Source organism: Klebsiella sp. R390, assembly GCF_051131745.1.
In the GTDB taxonomy this organism is placed as follows: domain Bacteria; phylum Pseudomonadota; class Gammaproteobacteria; order Enterobacterales; family Enterobacteriaceae; genus Klebsiella.
Genome location: NZ_CP180445.1, coordinates 3,489,410 through 3,504,958, shown reverse-complemented (window position 1 = coordinate 3,504,958; position 15,549 = coordinate 3,489,410). Strand labels below are relative to the sequence as shown.

The window sequence follows — 15,549 nt, the reverse complement described above, 5'->3', positions numbered from 1 at the left end:
CAATTGATTTAGCTGGCCTGTGACAGGTGCCCTAAAAAGCCAGAGATTTTGTCCGCCGCCATGCTGACGTCGTTTTGCAACCGTTCGCGATCGCTTTGCGGGATCTCATCCGACGGCACCAGGATACTGACCACCGCCGCCACCCGCCCGCTGCGATCGTAAACCGGGTAGACGATGGAGGAGATACCGTGACGATAGAAGGATTCGCCAATTACGTAGCCGCGCGCTTTGTCCTGCTGCACCATCTGCCATAGCGCTTCGCGATCATGAATTTGCCCCGGTGCGTTGCCCGGCAGGCGCTCGTCTGGAAACAGCTGTTCAAAGTCATGACGTGAGATATCGGTCAGCAGCATGCGGCCAAGCGAAGTGCAATGAACCGGCAGACGGGTGCCGATGCTGACCTGATTGATACGCGAACCGGCGGCGCTGACGCGGGCGATATAAATGATGTCTCGTCCGTCGCGGATCGCCAGGTGGCTGCTGCATTGACTGGTATCACGCAGCTGCTCAATCACCGGCTGACCGACCTGCGCCACGTCCAGCGAAGCAATATATTCAAAGCCAAGGCGCAGGACATTCATCCCCAGCGAGAAGGTATTGGTGCGCGAGTTGCGTTCCAGAAATCCCATATACTCCAGCGTCTGCACCACGCGATAGGCGGTCGCTTTCGGCATATCCACCAGCCGATGCAGCTCGGCAAAGGTCAGATCGCGATGTTGTTCGCCAAATGCCAGCAGCAGCTGTAATCCCCGCTCCAGTCCCGGCACCAGGTATTTCACTTCCTGATCGTTTGCCATACCGCTTCGCCTCATTAGTTAAAAACAAATCCGCCGTTGACCGGAATCAGCTGCCCGGTGACAAACCGCGACAGGTCGCTCAACAACCACACCACGCTGCCGGTAACATCTTCCGGCTGCTGGGCGCCGCTCAGGGCGCGCCCGTTTTCATAGAGCTGATGGCGTTCTGCCGGGACATATTCTGTGGCTTCAACCCGGGTCAGACCTGGGGCAATCGCGTTGATACGAATGCGCTTTTCGCCCAGCTCACGAGCCATGGAACGAGTCATGGCAATCACCGCGCCTTTGCTGGCAACGTAGGCCATCAGCCGTGGCGCGCCCCACAGCGCGGTGTCGGAGGCGACGTTTACGATCCCCGCACCTTCCCGCAGCAGCGGTACCGCCGCCCGGGTCACCAGCCAGGTGCCTTTGACGTTCACCGACATCACCCGATCCCACAGATCGGGATCGTAGTCGATCATATCTTTGCCACCGACGCCGGTGGCCATCGCCGCGTTATTCACCAGACCGTCGATCTTTCCTCGCTCGCCGATCGCCTGAAATGCCTGCGTAATTGCCTGGGCATCGGCCAGATCGATGGTCTGCGATTCGATACGGTAGCCCTGCTCGCGCAGCCGATGGGCGCTTTCCGCCAGCTCGCCCTGCAGGATGTCGCACATCACGACCTCAGCCCCCTGTTCGGCGCAGGCCTGAGCAAAATGAAAACCCAGCCCACGCGCCGCGCCGGTAACCACAATGCGCTTGCCGGTTAACAGGCCATTCATCAGGCGGCTCCCTGTGGCGCTTCACGGGCGGCCAACTGCTCTTTCGCCGCTTTTTGCATCATCCGGCGCAGGCGGGAAAGGCCGACGTCATGCTGATAGAGGTATTCGTGATCGCGGGCGTTCGGCGCCAGGCTCTCGAGCACCACGCGATCCTGTTCCAGTACTTCCCAGTGCAGTTTTTCCAGGCGGTTGCGGTACATAAAGCGCCACAGATCGCGCTGCCAGCCCTGCACACCGCGAATACGCCAGAAAAAGACCCGGCAGTTGTCATTATCTTCCGGCACCACCATGCCGACGATCCAGAAGTGCCCGCCCGGCCCAAAGCGCTTTTTGTATGGGATCGACAGGCGCATCCAGTAGGCACCGCTGTTACCCAGTTCAACCCAATCAAAGTTGACGCCGCTTTGGCCTTTTTTCTCAAAGATAAAGCCGGTTTTCGTTGGCTGGAGCACCATTTCGGCTTTGCGTTCACCTTCCGCCATCGAGTGCGATGAGGAGTGCAGATAGGTGCCGTGCATCGGGTCCATCACGTTTTCCAGCGCGTACTGATAGTTGCATTTCCAGGCCGCGGTACAGAGGAAGTTACTGTACTTATCGCTGTCGGCCAGCTCCTGCGGGAAGCTCAGTTCCTCGGGCTGCTGGTCGGCGGTGGCGCCAAACCACAGGAATATCGCCCCGTGCGCTTCCTGGACGTTGTAGCTGCGTACACACTGCTGACCCACCAGCGGACACTTATCGACTGCTGGCACATCTTTCACTTCGCCGTTGCCGGCCACTTCGACACCGTGATACCAGCAGGCAATCCGATCGCCGAGGTTCCAGCCCATCGACAGGCGGGCGCCACGATGTGGACAGCGGTCTTCCAGCGCCTGCAGCTGACCGTCTTTGTTACGCCACACCACAATTTGTTCGCCAAGACGGGTAATCCCCACCGGAGCGGATTGCACTTCCCAGCTCGCCAGCACCGGATACCACAGGCCGCGTAACCCTTTATCGAGATAGTTCTGTACCGTTGTCGTCATCGCCGTATCCTCAGTATCCGTTGACCTGTAAAAAGGCCTGGAAGCTAGCCTCGCTCCAGGGTTCACCCTGCTGGTCGTGCATTTTCAGGGCGTTCAGCCCATTGACCAGCTCGCTCAGGCTTTCTGCGCCCTGCTCGAACAGCGTTTCGAGGGTGGCAATAAGCTGTAGCTCCCAGTTTTCCGGGACGCGGCTACGGGTTTGCCAGATAAGGTTGTGATAGTCGCCTGGCTTATGAATATTGCCGTTCCCACCTTCTGCAGGCGGCGTAAACTGGCGGCTCTCCGGCAGCGCCGGGTTGAAGTTCAGGATTTCGCTCATGCCACACTCTCCTCGATAAACGTAATCTGGATCTGATTGTCGAATACCCGCACCGGGTAACGATTGAGGTTACGGCCCCCCGGACCATGCAGACACTGGCCGGTTTTGACGTCGAATACCGCTTCATGCAGCGGGCATTCAACCTTGCCATCTTCCACAAAACCCTGGCTTAACAACGCATAGGCATGGGGACAGACGTCCTCCAGCGCGTAGTACTCACCCTCAATCAGATAAATACCGATCTCTTTACCGTCGATGTTGCCGCTAAAAGGGAAATCTTCCTGTACTTGCTCTGCGTCACATACGCCTATCCAGCTCATCACGATCCTCCAGGCTCTTGTTTCATATATGAAACTCTGTTTCTTATTTAATACGGTCAATATAAAAGCGTTCAACATTTCGTCAAGCGGCAATGTGAAGGATTTGTTAACTAAACGCTATTTAATGAGCTAAGTGTGCAATTGATCACGAAAAATCGCTGTAATATGAAATTGTGATATTTAAAGCGGCAGGTACAAATAATTTAATCGGTTGATGATATTTTCGAAAATGATGATTGACTTCTTTTCAAAATGACCATTAAAAATAATAAACAGGGCGAGTGATAAAGTTTCACTGGTGAAACAAAGCAATTATTTATTCAATTAAAACAATGAGTTTCACCTATGAATCATTTTCACACCGTAACTATCACTGAGTTTTAAAAATAACCATATCGCTTATCGCTGATCAAGAGAGAAGAATAATAATGACCGCAAGATGGCAGGGAACAATCGCACTTCTGGTGCTAATAATCATTTCTTACGTGGACCGGGTAAATATCTCGGTGATGATTCTTAATCCTGATTTTGCCGCCCATTTCCAGTTAAATGATAACAGAATGTTACAAGGAATGCTGATGACCGGCTTTCTGCTGGGTTATGGATTTTCAGCATTGTTATTAACACCGGTGATAGAAAGTAAACTTAATTACCGCCAGGGGTTATTAGGCAGTATTGTCCTGTGGGCGCTGGTTTGCGCCATTTCGCCGCTGCTGGGTTCGCTGATGGGGATGTTAATTGCCCGGCTGATCCTCGGGATAGCGGAAGGCCCGCTGTTTTCACTCAAAACGCGCTTTATCAGCGATAACTTTGCCGCCGAGGCCATCGGCAAACCGAATGCCGTCACCGCTCTGGGCGTCTCTTTGGGGCTGGCACTGGGCTTCCCGCTGATCACCTTTTTGGTGGAACACCAGGGATGGACGGGGTCGTTTTACAGCCTGGCGCTACTGAATCTGGTGCTCGGTGGCGGCGTGGTATGGCGCTTTTTACCTGCCCCGGCAGCCCGAGCGAACGCCGTCAGCCCCGGTTTTCGCCAGACGTTTCTGTTGGCATGGCGTACGCCGCTGCTCGGCTGGATCCTGCTGGTCGAAATAGCCACCCTCAGCTACCTGTGGGGCAGCAGCGCCTGGCTGCCAGCCTGGCTGCGCGATGAGCATCACTTCTCCCTTCAGGCGACCGGGTTTCTGGCCGCGATCCCTTTTTTGCTCAGCCTCGGTTCGAAATTTCTCGGCGGCGTGCTGCTCGATAAGATGCGCCCGGAGCAGGCACCGCTGCTGTTTGTCGTTGGCGGTTTTCTCACCGCCGGATCGGTGCTGGCGCTGATGCTCAGCCAGCAGCCGGCCATGCTGGCGCTGTTTATGCTGTCGGCCAATATCTTCTGGGGGCTGCAGGGCGCGGCGATCCCGGCGGTGGTCCAGCATCATGCATCGCCACAGGCGGTGGGCAGTGCCTACGGTATTATTAATGGGATTGGTAATCTCTGTGCGGCGTTTATTCCGCTGCTGATGGGGATGGTGATGAAGTCGGTAGGATCGGTGAGCTCAGGTTTTTCGGTGCTGGTGGCCTCGCAGGTGATAACGCTGCTTGCCGGAGGGATATTGCTGCTGCGCATGCGTCGCGCAGCAGCCGTGCAGGTCTGAGGCTTATTCGCCTTTTTTCGCCGCCTGAATGTACAGCATCTCCAGCGCCAGCGTCGCCGCGGCCAGAGCAGTAATCTCGGACTGATCGTAAGACGGCGCAACTTCCACCACGTCCATCCCGACGATGTTCAGATCCTTCAGACCGCGCACCAGTTTGATCGCGCGGTCGGAGGTCAGCCCACCGATCACCGGCGTACCGGTACCCGGAGCAAATGCCGGATCCAGTGCGTCAATATCAAACGTCAGATACACCGGCATGTCGCCAACGATCTGTTTCACCTGCGCGATGATGTCGTCAACGGAACGATCGTTGACCTGACAAGCGTCAAGCACGGTAAAGCCGTTATCTTTGTCGAACTCGGTACGAATGCCGATCTGCACCGAGTGATTCGGATCGATCAGGCCTTCTTTCGGCGCGGTGAAGAACATGGTGCCGTGGTCAAATTCACAGCCGTTAGCGTAGGTGTCGGTGTGCGCATCAAAGTGCACCAGCGCCATTTTGCCAAAGTGCTTCGCGTGAGCACGCAGCAGCGGCAGGGTGACAAAGTGGTCGCCGCCGAAAGAGAGCATCCGTTTACCGGCTGCCAGCAGTTTTTCCGCATGGGCCTGTAAACGTTCGCTCATGTCGCGCGCATCGCCAAAGGCGTAGACCAGATCGCCACAGTCAACCACGTTCAGACGTTCACGCATGTCGAAGTTCCACGGGAAGCGGTTGCCTTCCCAGGCGAGGTTGGTAGATACCTGACGGATCGCCGCAGGACCGTGACGTCCGCCCGCACGACCGGAAGTTGCCGCATCAAAAGGAACGCCGGTAATAACCCAATCCGCATCGCTGTCGTACGGCTGGAAATTCAGCGGCAGACGTAAAAAACCAAACGCGTTAGATACCAGGGAGTTATCGTATTGATGACCTAAGGTGCTCATGAGAATGACCTCTTTTTACCGTCGATGACAGATATAAAAAAACCCTTCCGCGTCGTTAGGCCCGACGAGGAAGGGTTTGAATAGGGGACTGCTTGTTAGTGCGAATTATCGCCGTTAATGCGTACGGGTTCAAGTCGGCATCACAGTTGTGTGACCGGGTGCCCTCCCTCGACTGCAGAGAGGGCCCGTAAAACATTATTCGTCTTCCAGGTAGGTGTACCCGTAAAGACCGGCTTCGAACTCTTCGAGGAACTGCACCTGTAGCGCCTCGTCCAGACCGGAGTTTTTCACCTGGTCGCGGAACTGGGTCAGCAGTGTGTTGGGATCCAGCTGCACATATTGCAGCATATCCGCCACGGTATCCCCTTCGTCGGACAGCTCCACTTCGACGCTGCCGTCAGGGAACACAAACACGTCTACCGCTTCGGTATCACCGAACAGGTTGTGCATGTTGCCGAGGATTTCCTGGTACGCACCGACCATGAAGAAGCCCAGCATCGGCGGGTTCTCAGGATCGTATTCCGGCATCGGCATGGTGGTGGCAATGCCGTCGCCATCGACATAGTGGTCAATGGCGCCATCGGAGTCGCAGGTGATATCCAGCAGCACCGCACGGCGTTCAGGAACCATGTTCAGCCCTTCCAGCGGCATGACCGGGAACAGCTGATCGATACCCCAGGCATCCGGCATCGACTGGAACAGCGAGAAGTTGACGTAAATTTTATCCGCCATACGTTCCTGCAGCTCGTCGATAATCGGACGATGCGCGCGGTTGCTCGGGTCGAGCTGCTTCTGAACCTCATGGCACATGTTCAGATACAGCTGCTCTGCCCAGGCGCGTTCCTGCAGGTTAAAGGTGCCGGACGAGTAGCCGATGTGGATATCGTGCAGATCCATCTGGCTGTCGTGCAGCCATTCGCGCAGCGAGCGGCGGTTGCCAGTCTCGTGCATCTCCTGCCAGGTTTCCCACATGCTTTGCAGCGGACGCGCCGCGTCCTGCGCCGGCGGGGTCGCTTCGGTGTATTCGTTGCGCTCAACGCCGATGATGTTGGAAACCAGCACGGTGTGGTGCGCCGTCACCGCGCGCCCGGACTCGGTAATCACCGTCGGGTGCGGCAGACCGTTCTCTTCGCAGGCATCGCCAATCGCCCAGATAATGTTGTTGGCATATTCGTTCAGGCCGTAGTTCACCGAGCAGTCGGACTGCGAACGGGTCCCTTCATAGTCAACGCCGAGGCCGCCGCCGACGTCAAAGCACTGAATATTCACGCCCAGCTTATGCAGCTCGACGTAGAAACGAGCCGACTCGCGCACGCCGGTGGCGATATCGCGAATGTTGGCCATCTGCGAGCCGAGGTGGAAGTGCAGCAGCTGCAGGCTTTCGAGATGTCCCGCCGCCCGCAGAATCTCAACCAGCTGTAGCACCTGGGTGGCTGCCAGGCCGAACTTCGATTTTTCACCGCCGGAAGACTGCCATTTGCCGGAACCCTGCGACGCCAGACGTGCGCGCACACCCAGGCGCGGAACGACGTTCAGGCGCGCGGCTTCTTCCAGCACGATCGCGATTTCCGACATTTTTTCGATGACCAGATAGACCTTGTGGCCCATCTTTTCACCCACCAGCGCCAGGCGAATGTATTCACGGTCTTTATAACCGTTACAGACGATCACGCTACGAGTCATCCCCGCGTGGGCCAGTACCGCCATCAGCTCCGCTTTGGAACCGGCTTCCAGTCCCAGCGGCTCGCCGGAGTGGATCAGCGACTCAATAACGCGGCGATGCTGGTTGACCTTGATCGGGTAAACCAGGAAGTAGTCGCCGTTATAGCCATAGGATTCACGCGCGCGCTTAAAGGCGGCGTTAATCGAACGCAGGCGGTGCTGCAAAATCTGTGGGAAGCAGAACAGTGCCGGCAGGCGCTGCCCCTGCGCTTCGCGTGCTTTGACTAATTCAGCAAGGTCGACGCGGGCTTCCGGGACGTCAGGATCCGGGCAAACGCTGATATGGCCCAGTTCGTTAACGTCGTAGTAGTTATTACCCCACCAGGCAATATTGTAAGTACGTAGCATTTTGCTGGCTTCCTGGGAGCTCATCGCAACCTCCTGCATGGAACGTAGTACACCGTGTTCGCCTGCTGACGAAGGCGAAACTAAAGACATGTCGTCAGACATCGCGAACCTCGAATTCTCTAAAAAGTGTATACCCTGGCGGCGTTGTGGCGCAGGCAGGCTGCCCGACAGCACGACCGACAACGGGTATAAAACAGTCAACTACTATCGCAGTCCAAAGACGCGATAACAACCCATGAACAGTCCTAAACCCCAGCAGATAGTGCTGGTTTTGCGACTGCGCGACCGGTTTCTTATTCATATCATAGTAAAACACATACCCGAACCTTATATGACAGTCCGGAGAAACCACGAGAAAACCCTTGCGATAGCGATAGCAAGAGAGCCCTTGTTCAGTTTTCAGATAGCCTGCCGGCCCTGGAATCCTGAGAAGCGCCGAGACGGGAAGCACATCGGCTGGTTTGCATGAGAGAGATGCTGATTGCGGGTAATTGACGCGCGACAGAACGACGCGACGAATCAAGTGAAAAACGTGGGTTCATTATCTGGTATCACCTCCACACTGCCCCGAAGCGGGCCAGCGACAAGCCAAAGCTAGACATACCGCAACAACGTCGGAAGACGTCGTCGCAGAGTTCTGTATATACAGACTGCTTAACCCGGCTGGAAGTGGCGTCACGAGATGCTTTTCGTGCGCTTTTTTAATGAGCCGCGCGCGGCGTTTTATACCGAGAAGCGGGGTAAAAAGCAAAATAAAAATATGCGCATGCCGATGATTGGCAGGAAAAATTGCCACCTGCCTTTTTTCACAAATGCGAAGCACATCAAAAAAGGCTGGAAATGGGATTAAGATCTGACCTAAAATAGCCATCCAGAAGTTAATCCGTCTATACTGATTAACACTCAGACTGCTCGTGTCACTACCTGCAAGTTTTGGTAGAATCATCCGCCGAAGCTAATCCACACAACAGTATGAGCTACACGAATACTCCACAGGTAAAATAAAACATGGCAAAACACCTATTTACGTCCGAGTCCGTATCAGAAGGGCATCCAGACAAAATTGCTGACCAAATCTCCGATGCAGTGTTAGATGCGATCCTCGAACAGGATCCGAAAGCGCGCGTCGCATGTGAAACTTATGTCAAAACTGGCATGGTGCTGGTGGGTGGTGAAATCACCACCAGCGCGTGGGTTGATATCGAAGAGATTACCCGTAACACGGTTCGTGAAATTGGCTATGTGCATTCCGATATGGGCTTTGATGCCAATTCCTGTGCCGTGCTGAGCGCCATCGGCAAACAGTCCCCTGATATCAACCAGGGCGTTGACCGTGCCGATCCGCTGGAACAAGGCGCCGGTGACCAGGGCCTGATGTTTGGCTATGCCACCAACGAAACCGACGTGCTGATGCCAGCGCCGATCACCTATGCGCACCGTCTGGTGCAGCGTCAGGCTGAAGTGCGTAAAAACGGCACGCTGCCGTGGCTGCGCCCGGATGCGAAAAGCCAGGTGACCTTCCAGTACGATGACGGCAAAATCGTCGGCATCGACGCGGTCGTTCTGTCTACTCAGCACGCCGAAGATATCGATCAGAAATCACTGCAGGAAGCGGTGATGGAAGAGATCATCAAGCCAGTTCTGCCGACCGAATGGCTGAGCAGCGCCACCAAATTCTTCATTAACCCAACCGGACGCTTTGTTATCGGCGGCCCGATGGGCGACTGCGGCCTGACCGGTCGTAAAATTATCGTAGATACCTACGGCGGCATGGCTCGTCACGGCGGCGGCGCGTTCTCCGGTAAAGATCCATCTAAAGTTGACCGTTCCGCGGCATACGCAGCCCGTTATGTGGCGAAAAACATCGTTGCTGCTGGCCTGGCTGACCGTTGTGAGATTCAGGTTTCCTACGCCATCGGCGTGGCTGAACCCACCTCGATCATGGTAGAGACCTTCGGTACCGAGAAAATCGCCTCTGAGCAGCTGACTCTGCTGGTGCGTGAATTCTTCGACCTGCGTCCATACGGCCTGATCCAGATGCTGGACCTGCTGCACCCGATCTACAAAGAAACTGCCGCATACGGTCACTTTGGTCGCGAACATTTCCCATGGGAAAAAACCGACAAAGCCGCACTGCTGCGTGAAGCTGCCGGTCTGAAATAATCCCGCCGCTTTGCTACTGAACAGGCCAGCCTCGTGCTGGCCTTTTTATTGCGTCCTTTCCCCGCCTTTCCTCGCTTTTCCAGCGCCCTGTGCCGTTTTCTGCCGCTACGCTAATTTCCCTTCGGCCACTAAATGAAAGCGATTACATGAGCATAAACGCCACTCTTTACCCGCGATTATCGGTTAGTGAAACAACTTTTCACTATGTTGCATAATGTTTCAGCATTGTCTGATTATCGCTTTTTTAAGCCAGCTTTATAATCATATATCTATTTGAATTTAATAATATTTAACAGATTACATTTCTTTACCCTTGTGTAACCGTTTACACAGTCGTGATTGCTATCACGTTTTTTTGTCATCGACTCCCCTACTCTAACCAACGACAGAATCAATAACTCAACTGGAGGGCGTTATGCCTGACAACAAAAAACAAGGGCGCTCGAACAAAACGATGACGTTCTTTGTCTGTTTCCTCGCCGCGCTGGCAGGCCTGCTTTTCGGCCTCGATATCGGTGTCATTGCGGGTGCCTTACCTTTTATTGCCAACGAGTTCCAGATAAGCGCTCACACTCAGGAATGGGTAGTGAGTTCCATGATGTTCGGTGCCGCCGTCGGTGCCGTGGGCAGCGGCTGGCTCTCCTTCCGCCTCGGCCGTAAAAAAAGCCTGATGATCGGCGCTATCCTGTTCGTTGCCGGTTCGCTGTTCTCAGCGGCAGCGCCGAACGTGGAAGTCTTGCTTATTTCCCGCGTGCTGCTTGGCCTGGCGGTTGGTGTCGCCTCATATACCGCACCGCTGTACCTGTCTGAAATCGCCCCGGAAAAAATCCGCGGCAGTATGATTTCGATGTATCAGCTGATGATCACCATCGGGATCCTCGGCGCCTACCTGTCGGACACCGCCTTCAGCTACAGCGGCGCATGGCGCTGGATGCTGGGCGTGATTATCATCCCGGCGATTCTGCTGCTGGTTGGCGTGATTTTCCTGCCGGACAGCCCGCGCTGGTTTGCCGCCAAACGCCGTTTCGTGGATGCCGAACGCGTACTGTTGCGTTTGCGTGATACCAGCGCCGAAGCCAAACGCGAGCTGGATGAAATTCGTGAAAGCCTGAAGATCAAACAGTCTGGCTGGGCGTTATTCAAAGAAAACAGTAACTTCCGCCGCGCAGTGTTCCTTGGCGTTCTGTTGCAGGTGATGCAACAGTTCACCGGTATGAACGTCATCATGTATTACGCGCCGAAAATTTTTGAACTGGCAGGCTATGCAAACACCACCGAACAGATGTGGGGGACCGTGATCGTCGGTCTGACCAACGTGCTGGCGACCTTTATCGCCATCGGGCTGGTTGACCGCTGGGGCCGTAAGCCAACGCTGATCCTCGGCTTTATCGTGATGGCCGTCGGTATGGGCGTGCTGGGCTCAATGATGCACATCGGGATCCACTCTGCGGCTGCACAGTACTTCTCCGTGCTGATGCTGCTGATGTTTATCGTTGGCTTCGCCATGAGCGCCGGTCCGCTGATCTGGGTGCTGTGCTCTGAAATTCAGCCGCTGAAAGGCCGCGATTTCGGTATCACCTGTTCAACGGCGACCAACTGGATTGCCAATATGATCGTCGGTGCGACCTTCCTGACCATGCTTAACTCGCTGGGCAGCGCGAACACCTTCTGGGTTTACGGTGGTCTGAACGTGCTGTTTATTTTCGTGACACTGTGGCTTATCCCGGAAACCAAAAGCGTTTCGCTGGAGCACATCGAACGTAACCTGATGAGCGGGCGTAAGCTGCGCGAAATCGGCGCTCGCAACTAACCTTCTACGCTTCCTCCCTCCCCCGGGAGGAAGCGTCTTTCCCTTGCTCTCCCCGCCACAGCGCACTATCCTCTGGCGCTATGAAAACACCCCGCATCCCCATCGCCATTCAACAGGCCGTCATGCGCAGCCTGCGGGAAAAACTTGCCCAGGCGAACCTCAAACTGGGCCGCCAGTACCCAGAACCAACGCTGGTCTATCAGCAGCGCGGAACCTCCGCCGGCACCGCCTGGCTGGAAAAAAACGAAATTCGCCTCAACCCGGTGCTGCTACTGGAAAACCAACAGGACTTTATTGACGAGGTAGTGCCCCATGAGCTGGCACATCTGCTGACGTGGAAACACTTCGGCCGCGTGGCGCCACACGGGAAAGAGTGGAAATGGATGATGGAAAGCGTCCTGGGCGTCGAAGCCAAACGCACCCATCGATTCGAACTCGACTCCGTTCGTCAGAACACCTTCCCCTATCGCTGTCAGTGCCAACAGCATCAGCTCACCGTTCGCCGCCACAATAGAGTGGTACGGGGCGAAGCGACCTACCGCTGCGTGCGCTGCGGCGATCTGCTGGTCGCTGAAGAGTAAATATCGGGTATAACTGGAAATTTTCTGATCTGGCTGATTGCATCTGACAATCGCATTCGCTACGTTGCGGGCTCGTTTTGACACGGAGTTTACGATGTCCCGTATTGATGTTATTGCCGCGGCGTTATTGACCGCGGCGTTCAGTGGCCAGGTTGCGGCCGAAGGAATCAACAGTTTTTCTCAGGCCAAATCCGCCGGTGTGAAAGTGAATGCCGACGCGCCCGGTGATTTTTACTGCGGCTGTAAAATTAACTGGCAGGGGAAAAAAGGTGTTATCGATCTGGAGTCTTGCGGTTATAAAGTGCGTAAAAATGAAAACCGCGCCAGCCGGGTAGAGTGGGAGCACGTTGTCCCCGCGTGGCAGTTTGGCCATCAGCGCCAGTGCTGGCAGGATGGCGGGCGTAAAAACTGCGCCAAAGACCCGGTGTATCGCAAAATAGAAAGCGATATGCACAACCTGCAGCCGGCGGTCGGTGAGGTGAACGGCGATCGTGCAAACTTTATGTATGGTCAATGGAACGGCGGCGAAGGCCAGTACGGCCAGTGCGCCATGAAAGTCGATTTCAAAGACAAAGTTGCCGAGCCACCAGCCCGCGCTCGTGGTGCTATCGCCCGCACCTACTTCTATATGCGTGATACCTATCAGCTGACTCTCTCGCGTCAGCAAACCCAGCTGTTTACCGCCTGGGATAAGATGTATCCGGTGACCTCCTGGGAGTGCGAACGCGACGAACGTATCGCTAAAGTTCAGGGCAACCACAATCCATATGTCCAGCAAGCTTGCCAGGCGCAAAAGAGCTAACCTACACTAGCGACAATTGTTAATTTGCAGGTTCATCCTCCGGCCTTTCGGCAACGGTGAGCCTGCGCGTAGAACGGAATATCAAGCATGCGCATCCCTCGCATCCACCACCCGGAGCCTATTACGGTAGGTAGCCAAATCGCCCTTTCTGATGATGCCGCCAACCACGTTGGTCGCGTATTACGTATGGGTAAAGGCCAGGAGATTCAGCTTTTTGACGGCAGCAATCAGGTGTTCAACGCGGTAATAGCTGAAGCGGGCAAAAAAAACGTGTTGGTTGAGGTGCTCAGCGCTGAGACCGACGATCGCGAGTCACCGCTGCATATCCACCTCGGCCAGGTGATGTCGCGCGGCGAAAAGATGGAATTCACCATTCAAAAATCGATTGAACTCGGTGTAAGCCTCATAACGCCACTGTTTTCCGAGCGCTGCGGCGTTAAACTGGATGCCGAACGTTTGCAGAAAAAGATCCAACAATGGCAAAAAATTGCCATTGCCGCCTGTGAGCAGAGCGGCCGCAACGTGGTGCCGGAGATTCGCCCGGCGATGCAGCTGGAAGCCTGGTGTGCCGAGCAGGATGATAGCCTGAAGCTCAACCTGCACCCGCGTGCCAGCGCCAGTATTAACACGCTGCCGCTGCCGGTCGAGCGCGTTCGTTTGCTGATTGGGCCGGAAGGTGGTCTGTCGGCGGAAGAGATCGCGATGACCGCTCGCTACCAGTTTACTGATATTCTGTTGGGACCGCGCGTTCTGCGTACAGAGACAACTGCGCTCACTGCCATCACCGCCCTGCAGGTGCGTTTTGGCGACTTAGGTTGAAGCGTTAACGGAGAATAACAATGATCAAGCTCGGCATCGTGATGGACCCCATCGCAACCATCAACATCAAGAAAGACACCAGCTTCGCCATGTTGCTGGAAGCGCAGCGTCGCGGCTATGAACTCCATTATATGGAGATGAACGACCTGTACTTAATCAACGGTGAAGCGCGCGCACGCACGCGTACGCTGAGCGTGGAGCAGAATTACGATAAGTGGTACGACTTCACCGGCGAGCAGGATCTGCCGCTGGCGGACCTCGACGTCATTCTGATGCGCAAGGATCCGCCGTTCGATACCGAGTTTATTTACGCCACCTACATTCTGGAGCGCGCCGAAGATAAAGGGACGCTGATCGTCAACAAGCCACAGAGCCTGCGCGATTGTAACGAGAAACTGTTCACCGCCTGGTTCGCCGACCTGACGCCGGAAACCCTGGTGACCCGCAATAAGGCCCAGTTGAAAGCCTTCTGGGACAAACACGGCGATATTATTCTTAAACCGCTGGACGGGATGGGCGGCACCTCCATTTTCCGCGTGAAAGAGGGCGATCCTAACCTGCCGGTCATTGCGGAAACGCTGACGGAGCTGGGTAGCCGTTATTGCATGGCGCAGAATTATCTGCCGGCAATCAAAGAGGGTGATAAGCGCGTGCTGGTTGTTGACGGCGAGCCGGTTCCTTACTGCCTGGCGCGTATCCCGCAGGGTGGTGAAACCCGCGGCAACCTGGCCGCCGGCGGTCGCGGTGAAGCGCGTCCGTTAAGCGAGAGCGACTGGGCTATTGCCCGCCGTGTCGGCCCGACGCTGAAGGCCAAAGGTTTGATTTTCGTCGGCCTGGATATCATCGGCGATCGCCTGACGGAAATTAACGTGACCAGCCCGACCTGCGTGCGTGAAATCGAAGCCGCCTTCCCGATCTCCATCACCGGTATGCTGATGGACGCTATCGAAAAGCGCCTCGGCAAATAGGGAATTTCAGGCTATATGTCCATATCTGTAGCCTGTAAGATCGCCAGATTCAACGAAAGATTTCAGCTGACAGAAAGGCGATGACGCAGCGAGAGACCGGGAGCATAGTTTACTATGTGACCGGTTCGAGCGAGGAAATCAACGCATCTGTCGGCTGAAAGATAATCGCCAGATTCAACGAAAGATTTCAGCTGACAGGAAGGCGATGACGCAGCGAGAGACCGGGAGCATAGTTTACTATGTGACCGGTTCGAGCGAGGAAATCAACGCATCTGTCGGCTGAAAGATAATCGCCAGATTCAACGAAAGATTTCAGCTGACAGGAAGGCGATGACGCAGCGAGAGACCGGGAGCATAGTTTACTATGTGACCAGTTCGAGCGAGGAAATCAACGCATCTGTCGGCTGAAAGATAATCGCCAGATTCAACGAAAGATTTCAGCTGACAGGAAGGCGATGACGCAGCGAGAGACCGGGAGCATAGTTTACTATGTGACCGGTTCGAGCGAGGAAATCAACGCATCTGTCGGCTGAAAGATAAAGTTGAATCG

General features: G+C 55.3%; 16 protein-coding genes and 1 pseudogene. 7 read left to right on the top strand and 10 right to left on the bottom strand.

What is annotated here, in order from left to right; genetic code table 11:
- Positions 1-8: 8 nt before the first annotated feature.
- The 5 genes from ACMYSP_RS16410 to ACMYSP_RS16390 are packed head-to-tail and all read right to left on the bottom strand — an operon-like array spanning position 9 to position 3,222.
- Positions 9-797 (bottom strand): IclR family transcriptional regulator, encoded by a 789-nt coding sequence (locus tag ACMYSP_RS16410; RefSeq protein ID WP_434583124.1) that lies wholly within the window; start codon positions 795-797, stop codon positions 9-11.
- 14 nt (positions 798-811) lie between these two features.
- Positions 812-1,561: an SDR family oxidoreductase gene (locus ACMYSP_RS16405; RefSeq protein ID WP_434583122.1), complete on the bottom strand. Its 750-nt coding sequence runs from the start codon at positions 1,559-1,561 to the stop codon at positions 812-814.
- Positions 1,561-2,583, bottom strand: coding sequence for a Rieske 2Fe-2S domain-containing protein (locus ACMYSP_RS16400; RefSeq protein WP_434583121.1), 1,023 nt, complete (start codon positions 2,581-2,583; stop codon positions 1,561-1,563). The genes ACMYSP_RS16405 and ACMYSP_RS16400 overlap by 1 nt, the downstream gene beginning before the upstream one ends.
- Before the next feature lie 10 nt (positions 2,584-2,593).
- Entirely contained in the window at positions 2,594-2,902 is a 309-nt protein-coding gene (locus tag ACMYSP_RS16395) for a recombinase-like helix-turn-helix domain-containing protein (RefSeq protein WP_434583120.1), read from the bottom strand.
- Complete coding sequence (locus tag ACMYSP_RS16390) at positions 2,899-3,222, bottom strand: Rieske (2Fe-2S) protein (RefSeq protein ID WP_123756518.1); 324 nt, start codon at positions 3,220-3,222, stop codon at positions 2,899-2,901. Before ACMYSP_RS16390 ends, ACMYSP_RS16395 begins: the two co-directional genes overlap by 4 nt.
- A 428-nt stretch (positions 3,223-3,650) precedes the next feature.
- Between ACMYSP_RS16390 and ACMYSP_RS16385 the strand changes: the two genes are divergently transcribed.
- The gene (locus ACMYSP_RS16385; RefSeq protein ID WP_434583118.1) at positions 3,651-4,862 is read left to right on the top strand and encodes an MFS transporter; all 1,212 of its coding nucleotides are present in this window, start codon (positions 3,651-3,653) and stop codon (positions 4,860-4,862) included.
- 3 nt (positions 4,863-4,865) lie between these two features.
- Here the strand turns inward: ACMYSP_RS16385 and speB are convergent, their stop codons facing one another.
- The 5 genes and pseudogenes from speB to ACMYSP_RS16360 form a co-directional block, all read right to left on the bottom strand.
- Positions 4,866-5,786 carry an agmatinase gene (gene speB / locus ACMYSP_RS16380; RefSeq protein ID WP_434583116.1) on the bottom strand — a complete coding sequence of 307 codons (921 nt, stop codon included), beginning with the start codon at positions 5,784-5,786 and terminating at the stop codon, positions 4,866-4,868.
- A gap of 195 nt (positions 5,787-5,981) precedes the next feature.
- Positions 5,982-7,958 carry a biosynthetic arginine decarboxylase gene (gene speA / locus ACMYSP_RS16375; protein WP_123756515.1) on the bottom strand — a complete coding sequence of 659 codons (1,977 nt, stop codon included), beginning with the start codon at positions 7,956-7,958 and terminating at the stop codon, positions 5,982-5,984.
- Positions 7,959-8,046: 88 nt separating this feature from the next.
- Positions 8,047-8,157 (bottom strand): annotated as a pseudogene (gene yqgB / locus ACMYSP_RS16370) (acid stress response protein YqgB); the annotation flags it as partial.
- Positions 8,158-8,248: 91 nt separating this feature from the next.
- On the bottom strand, positions 8,249-8,398 hold the full coding sequence (locus tag ACMYSP_RS16365) for a hypothetical protein (protein ID WP_434583114.1): 150 nt from the start codon (positions 8,396-8,398) through the stop codon (positions 8,249-8,251).
- Positions 8,398-8,727 (bottom strand): hypothetical protein, encoded by a 330-nt coding sequence (locus tag ACMYSP_RS16360; RefSeq protein ID WP_434583113.1) that lies wholly within the window; start codon positions 8,725-8,727, stop codon positions 8,398-8,400. The genes ACMYSP_RS16365 and ACMYSP_RS16360 overlap by 1 nt, the downstream gene beginning before the upstream one ends.
- A gap of 137 nt (positions 8,728-8,864) precedes the next feature.
- Here ACMYSP_RS16360 and metK point away from each other — a divergent pair, with 137 nt between their 5' ends.
- The 6 genes from metK to gshB all read left to right on the top strand — a co-directional run bounded on the left by metK (position 8,865) and on the right by gshB (position 14,999).
- A complete protein-coding gene (gene metK, locus ACMYSP_RS16355; protein WP_041147193.1) occupies positions 8,865-10,019 on the top strand; it encodes a methionine adenosyltransferase in 1,155 nt (384 codons plus the stop codon).
- A gap of 415 nt (positions 10,020-10,434) precedes the next feature.
- Positions 10,435-11,829 (top strand): sugar porter family MFS transporter, encoded by a 1,395-nt coding sequence (locus tag ACMYSP_RS16350; protein ID WP_434583111.1) that lies wholly within the window; start codon positions 10,435-10,437, stop codon positions 11,827-11,829.
- Between the two features lie 80 nt (positions 11,830-11,909).
- Positions 11,910-12,410 carry a SprT family zinc-dependent metalloprotease gene (locus tag ACMYSP_RS16345; RefSeq protein ID WP_434583110.1) on the top strand — a complete coding sequence of 167 codons (501 nt, stop codon included), beginning with the start codon at positions 11,910-11,912 and terminating at the stop codon, positions 12,408-12,410.
- Between the two features lie 94 nt (positions 12,411-12,504).
- Positions 12,505-13,212: a deoxyribonuclease I gene (endA, locus tag ACMYSP_RS16340; protein WP_434583108.1), complete on the top strand. Its 708-nt coding sequence runs from the start codon at positions 12,505-12,507 to the stop codon at positions 13,210-13,212.
- 87 nt (positions 13,213-13,299) lie between these two features.
- On the top strand, positions 13,300-14,031 hold the full coding sequence (gene rsmE / locus ACMYSP_RS16335) for a 16S rRNA (uracil(1498)-N(3))-methyltransferase (protein WP_434583107.1): 732 nt from the start codon (positions 13,300-13,302) through the stop codon (positions 14,029-14,031).
- A gap of 20 nt (positions 14,032-14,051) precedes the next feature.
- Positions 14,052-14,999, top strand: a complete 948-nt coding sequence (gene gshB, locus ACMYSP_RS16330; protein ID WP_434583106.1) for a glutathione synthase — start codon at positions 14,052-14,054, stop codon at positions 14,997-14,999.
- Positions 15,000-15,549: the final 550 nt, after the last annotated feature.

Bases quoted from the DNA above. Each gene is read 5' to 3' on its own strand.
- ACMYSP_RS16405 (WP_434583122.1), bottom strand. From the start codon at position 1,561: ATGAATGGCCTGTTAACCGGCAAGCGCATTGTGGTTACCGGCGCGGCG.
- ACMYSP_RS16360 (WP_434583113.1), bottom strand. From the start codon at position 8,727: ATGGCTATTTTAGGTCAGATCTTAATCCCATTTCCAGCCTTTTTTGAT.
- ACMYSP_RS16350 (WP_434583111.1), top strand. From the start codon at position 10,435: ATGCCTGACAACAAAAAACAAGGGCGCTCGAACAAAACGATGACGTTC.
- speA (WP_123756515.1), bottom strand. From the start codon at position 7,958: ATGTCTGACGACATGTCTTTAGTTTCGCCTTCGTCAGCAGGCGAACAC.
- ACMYSP_RS16400 (WP_434583121.1), bottom strand. From the start codon at position 2,583: ATGACGACAACGGTACAGAACTATCTCGATAAAGGGTTACGCGGCCTG.
- gshB (WP_434583106.1), top strand. From the start codon at position 14,052: ATGATCAAGCTCGGCATCGTGATGGACCCCATCGCAACCATCAACATC.
- endA (WP_434583108.1), top strand. From the start codon at position 12,505: ATGTCCCGTATTGATGTTATTGCCGCGGCGTTATTGACCGCGGCGTTC.
- ACMYSP_RS16395 (WP_434583120.1), bottom strand. From the start codon at position 2,902: ATGAGCGAAATCCTGAACTTCAACCCGGCGCTGCCGGAGAGCCGCCAG.
- metK (WP_041147193.1), top strand. From the start codon at position 8,865: ATGGCAAAACACCTATTTACGTCCGAGTCCGTATCAGAAGGGCATCCA.
- ACMYSP_RS16345 (WP_434583110.1), top strand. From the start codon at position 11,910: ATGAAAACACCCCGCATCCCCATCGCCATTCAACAGGCCGTCATGCGC.
- ACMYSP_RS16390 (WP_123756518.1), bottom strand. From the start codon at position 3,222: ATGAGCTGGATAGGCGTATGTGACGCAGAGCAAGTACAGGAAGATTTC.
- ACMYSP_RS16365 (WP_434583114.1), bottom strand. From the start codon at position 8,398: ATGAACCCACGTTTTTCACTTGATTCGTCGCGTCGTTCTGTCGCGCGT.
- rsmE (WP_434583107.1), top strand. From the start codon at position 13,300: ATGCGCATCCCTCGCATCCACCACCCGGAGCCTATTACGGTAGGTAGC.
- ACMYSP_RS16410 (WP_434583124.1), bottom strand. From the start codon at position 797: ATGGCAAACGATCAGGAAGTGAAATACCTGGTGCCGGGACTGGAGCGG.
- ACMYSP_RS16385 (WP_434583118.1), top strand. From the start codon at position 3,651: ATGACCGCAAGATGGCAGGGAACAATCGCACTTCTGGTGCTAATAATC.
- speB (WP_434583116.1), bottom strand. From the start codon at position 5,786: ATGAGCACCTTAGGTCATCAATACGATAACTCCCTGGTATCTAACGCG.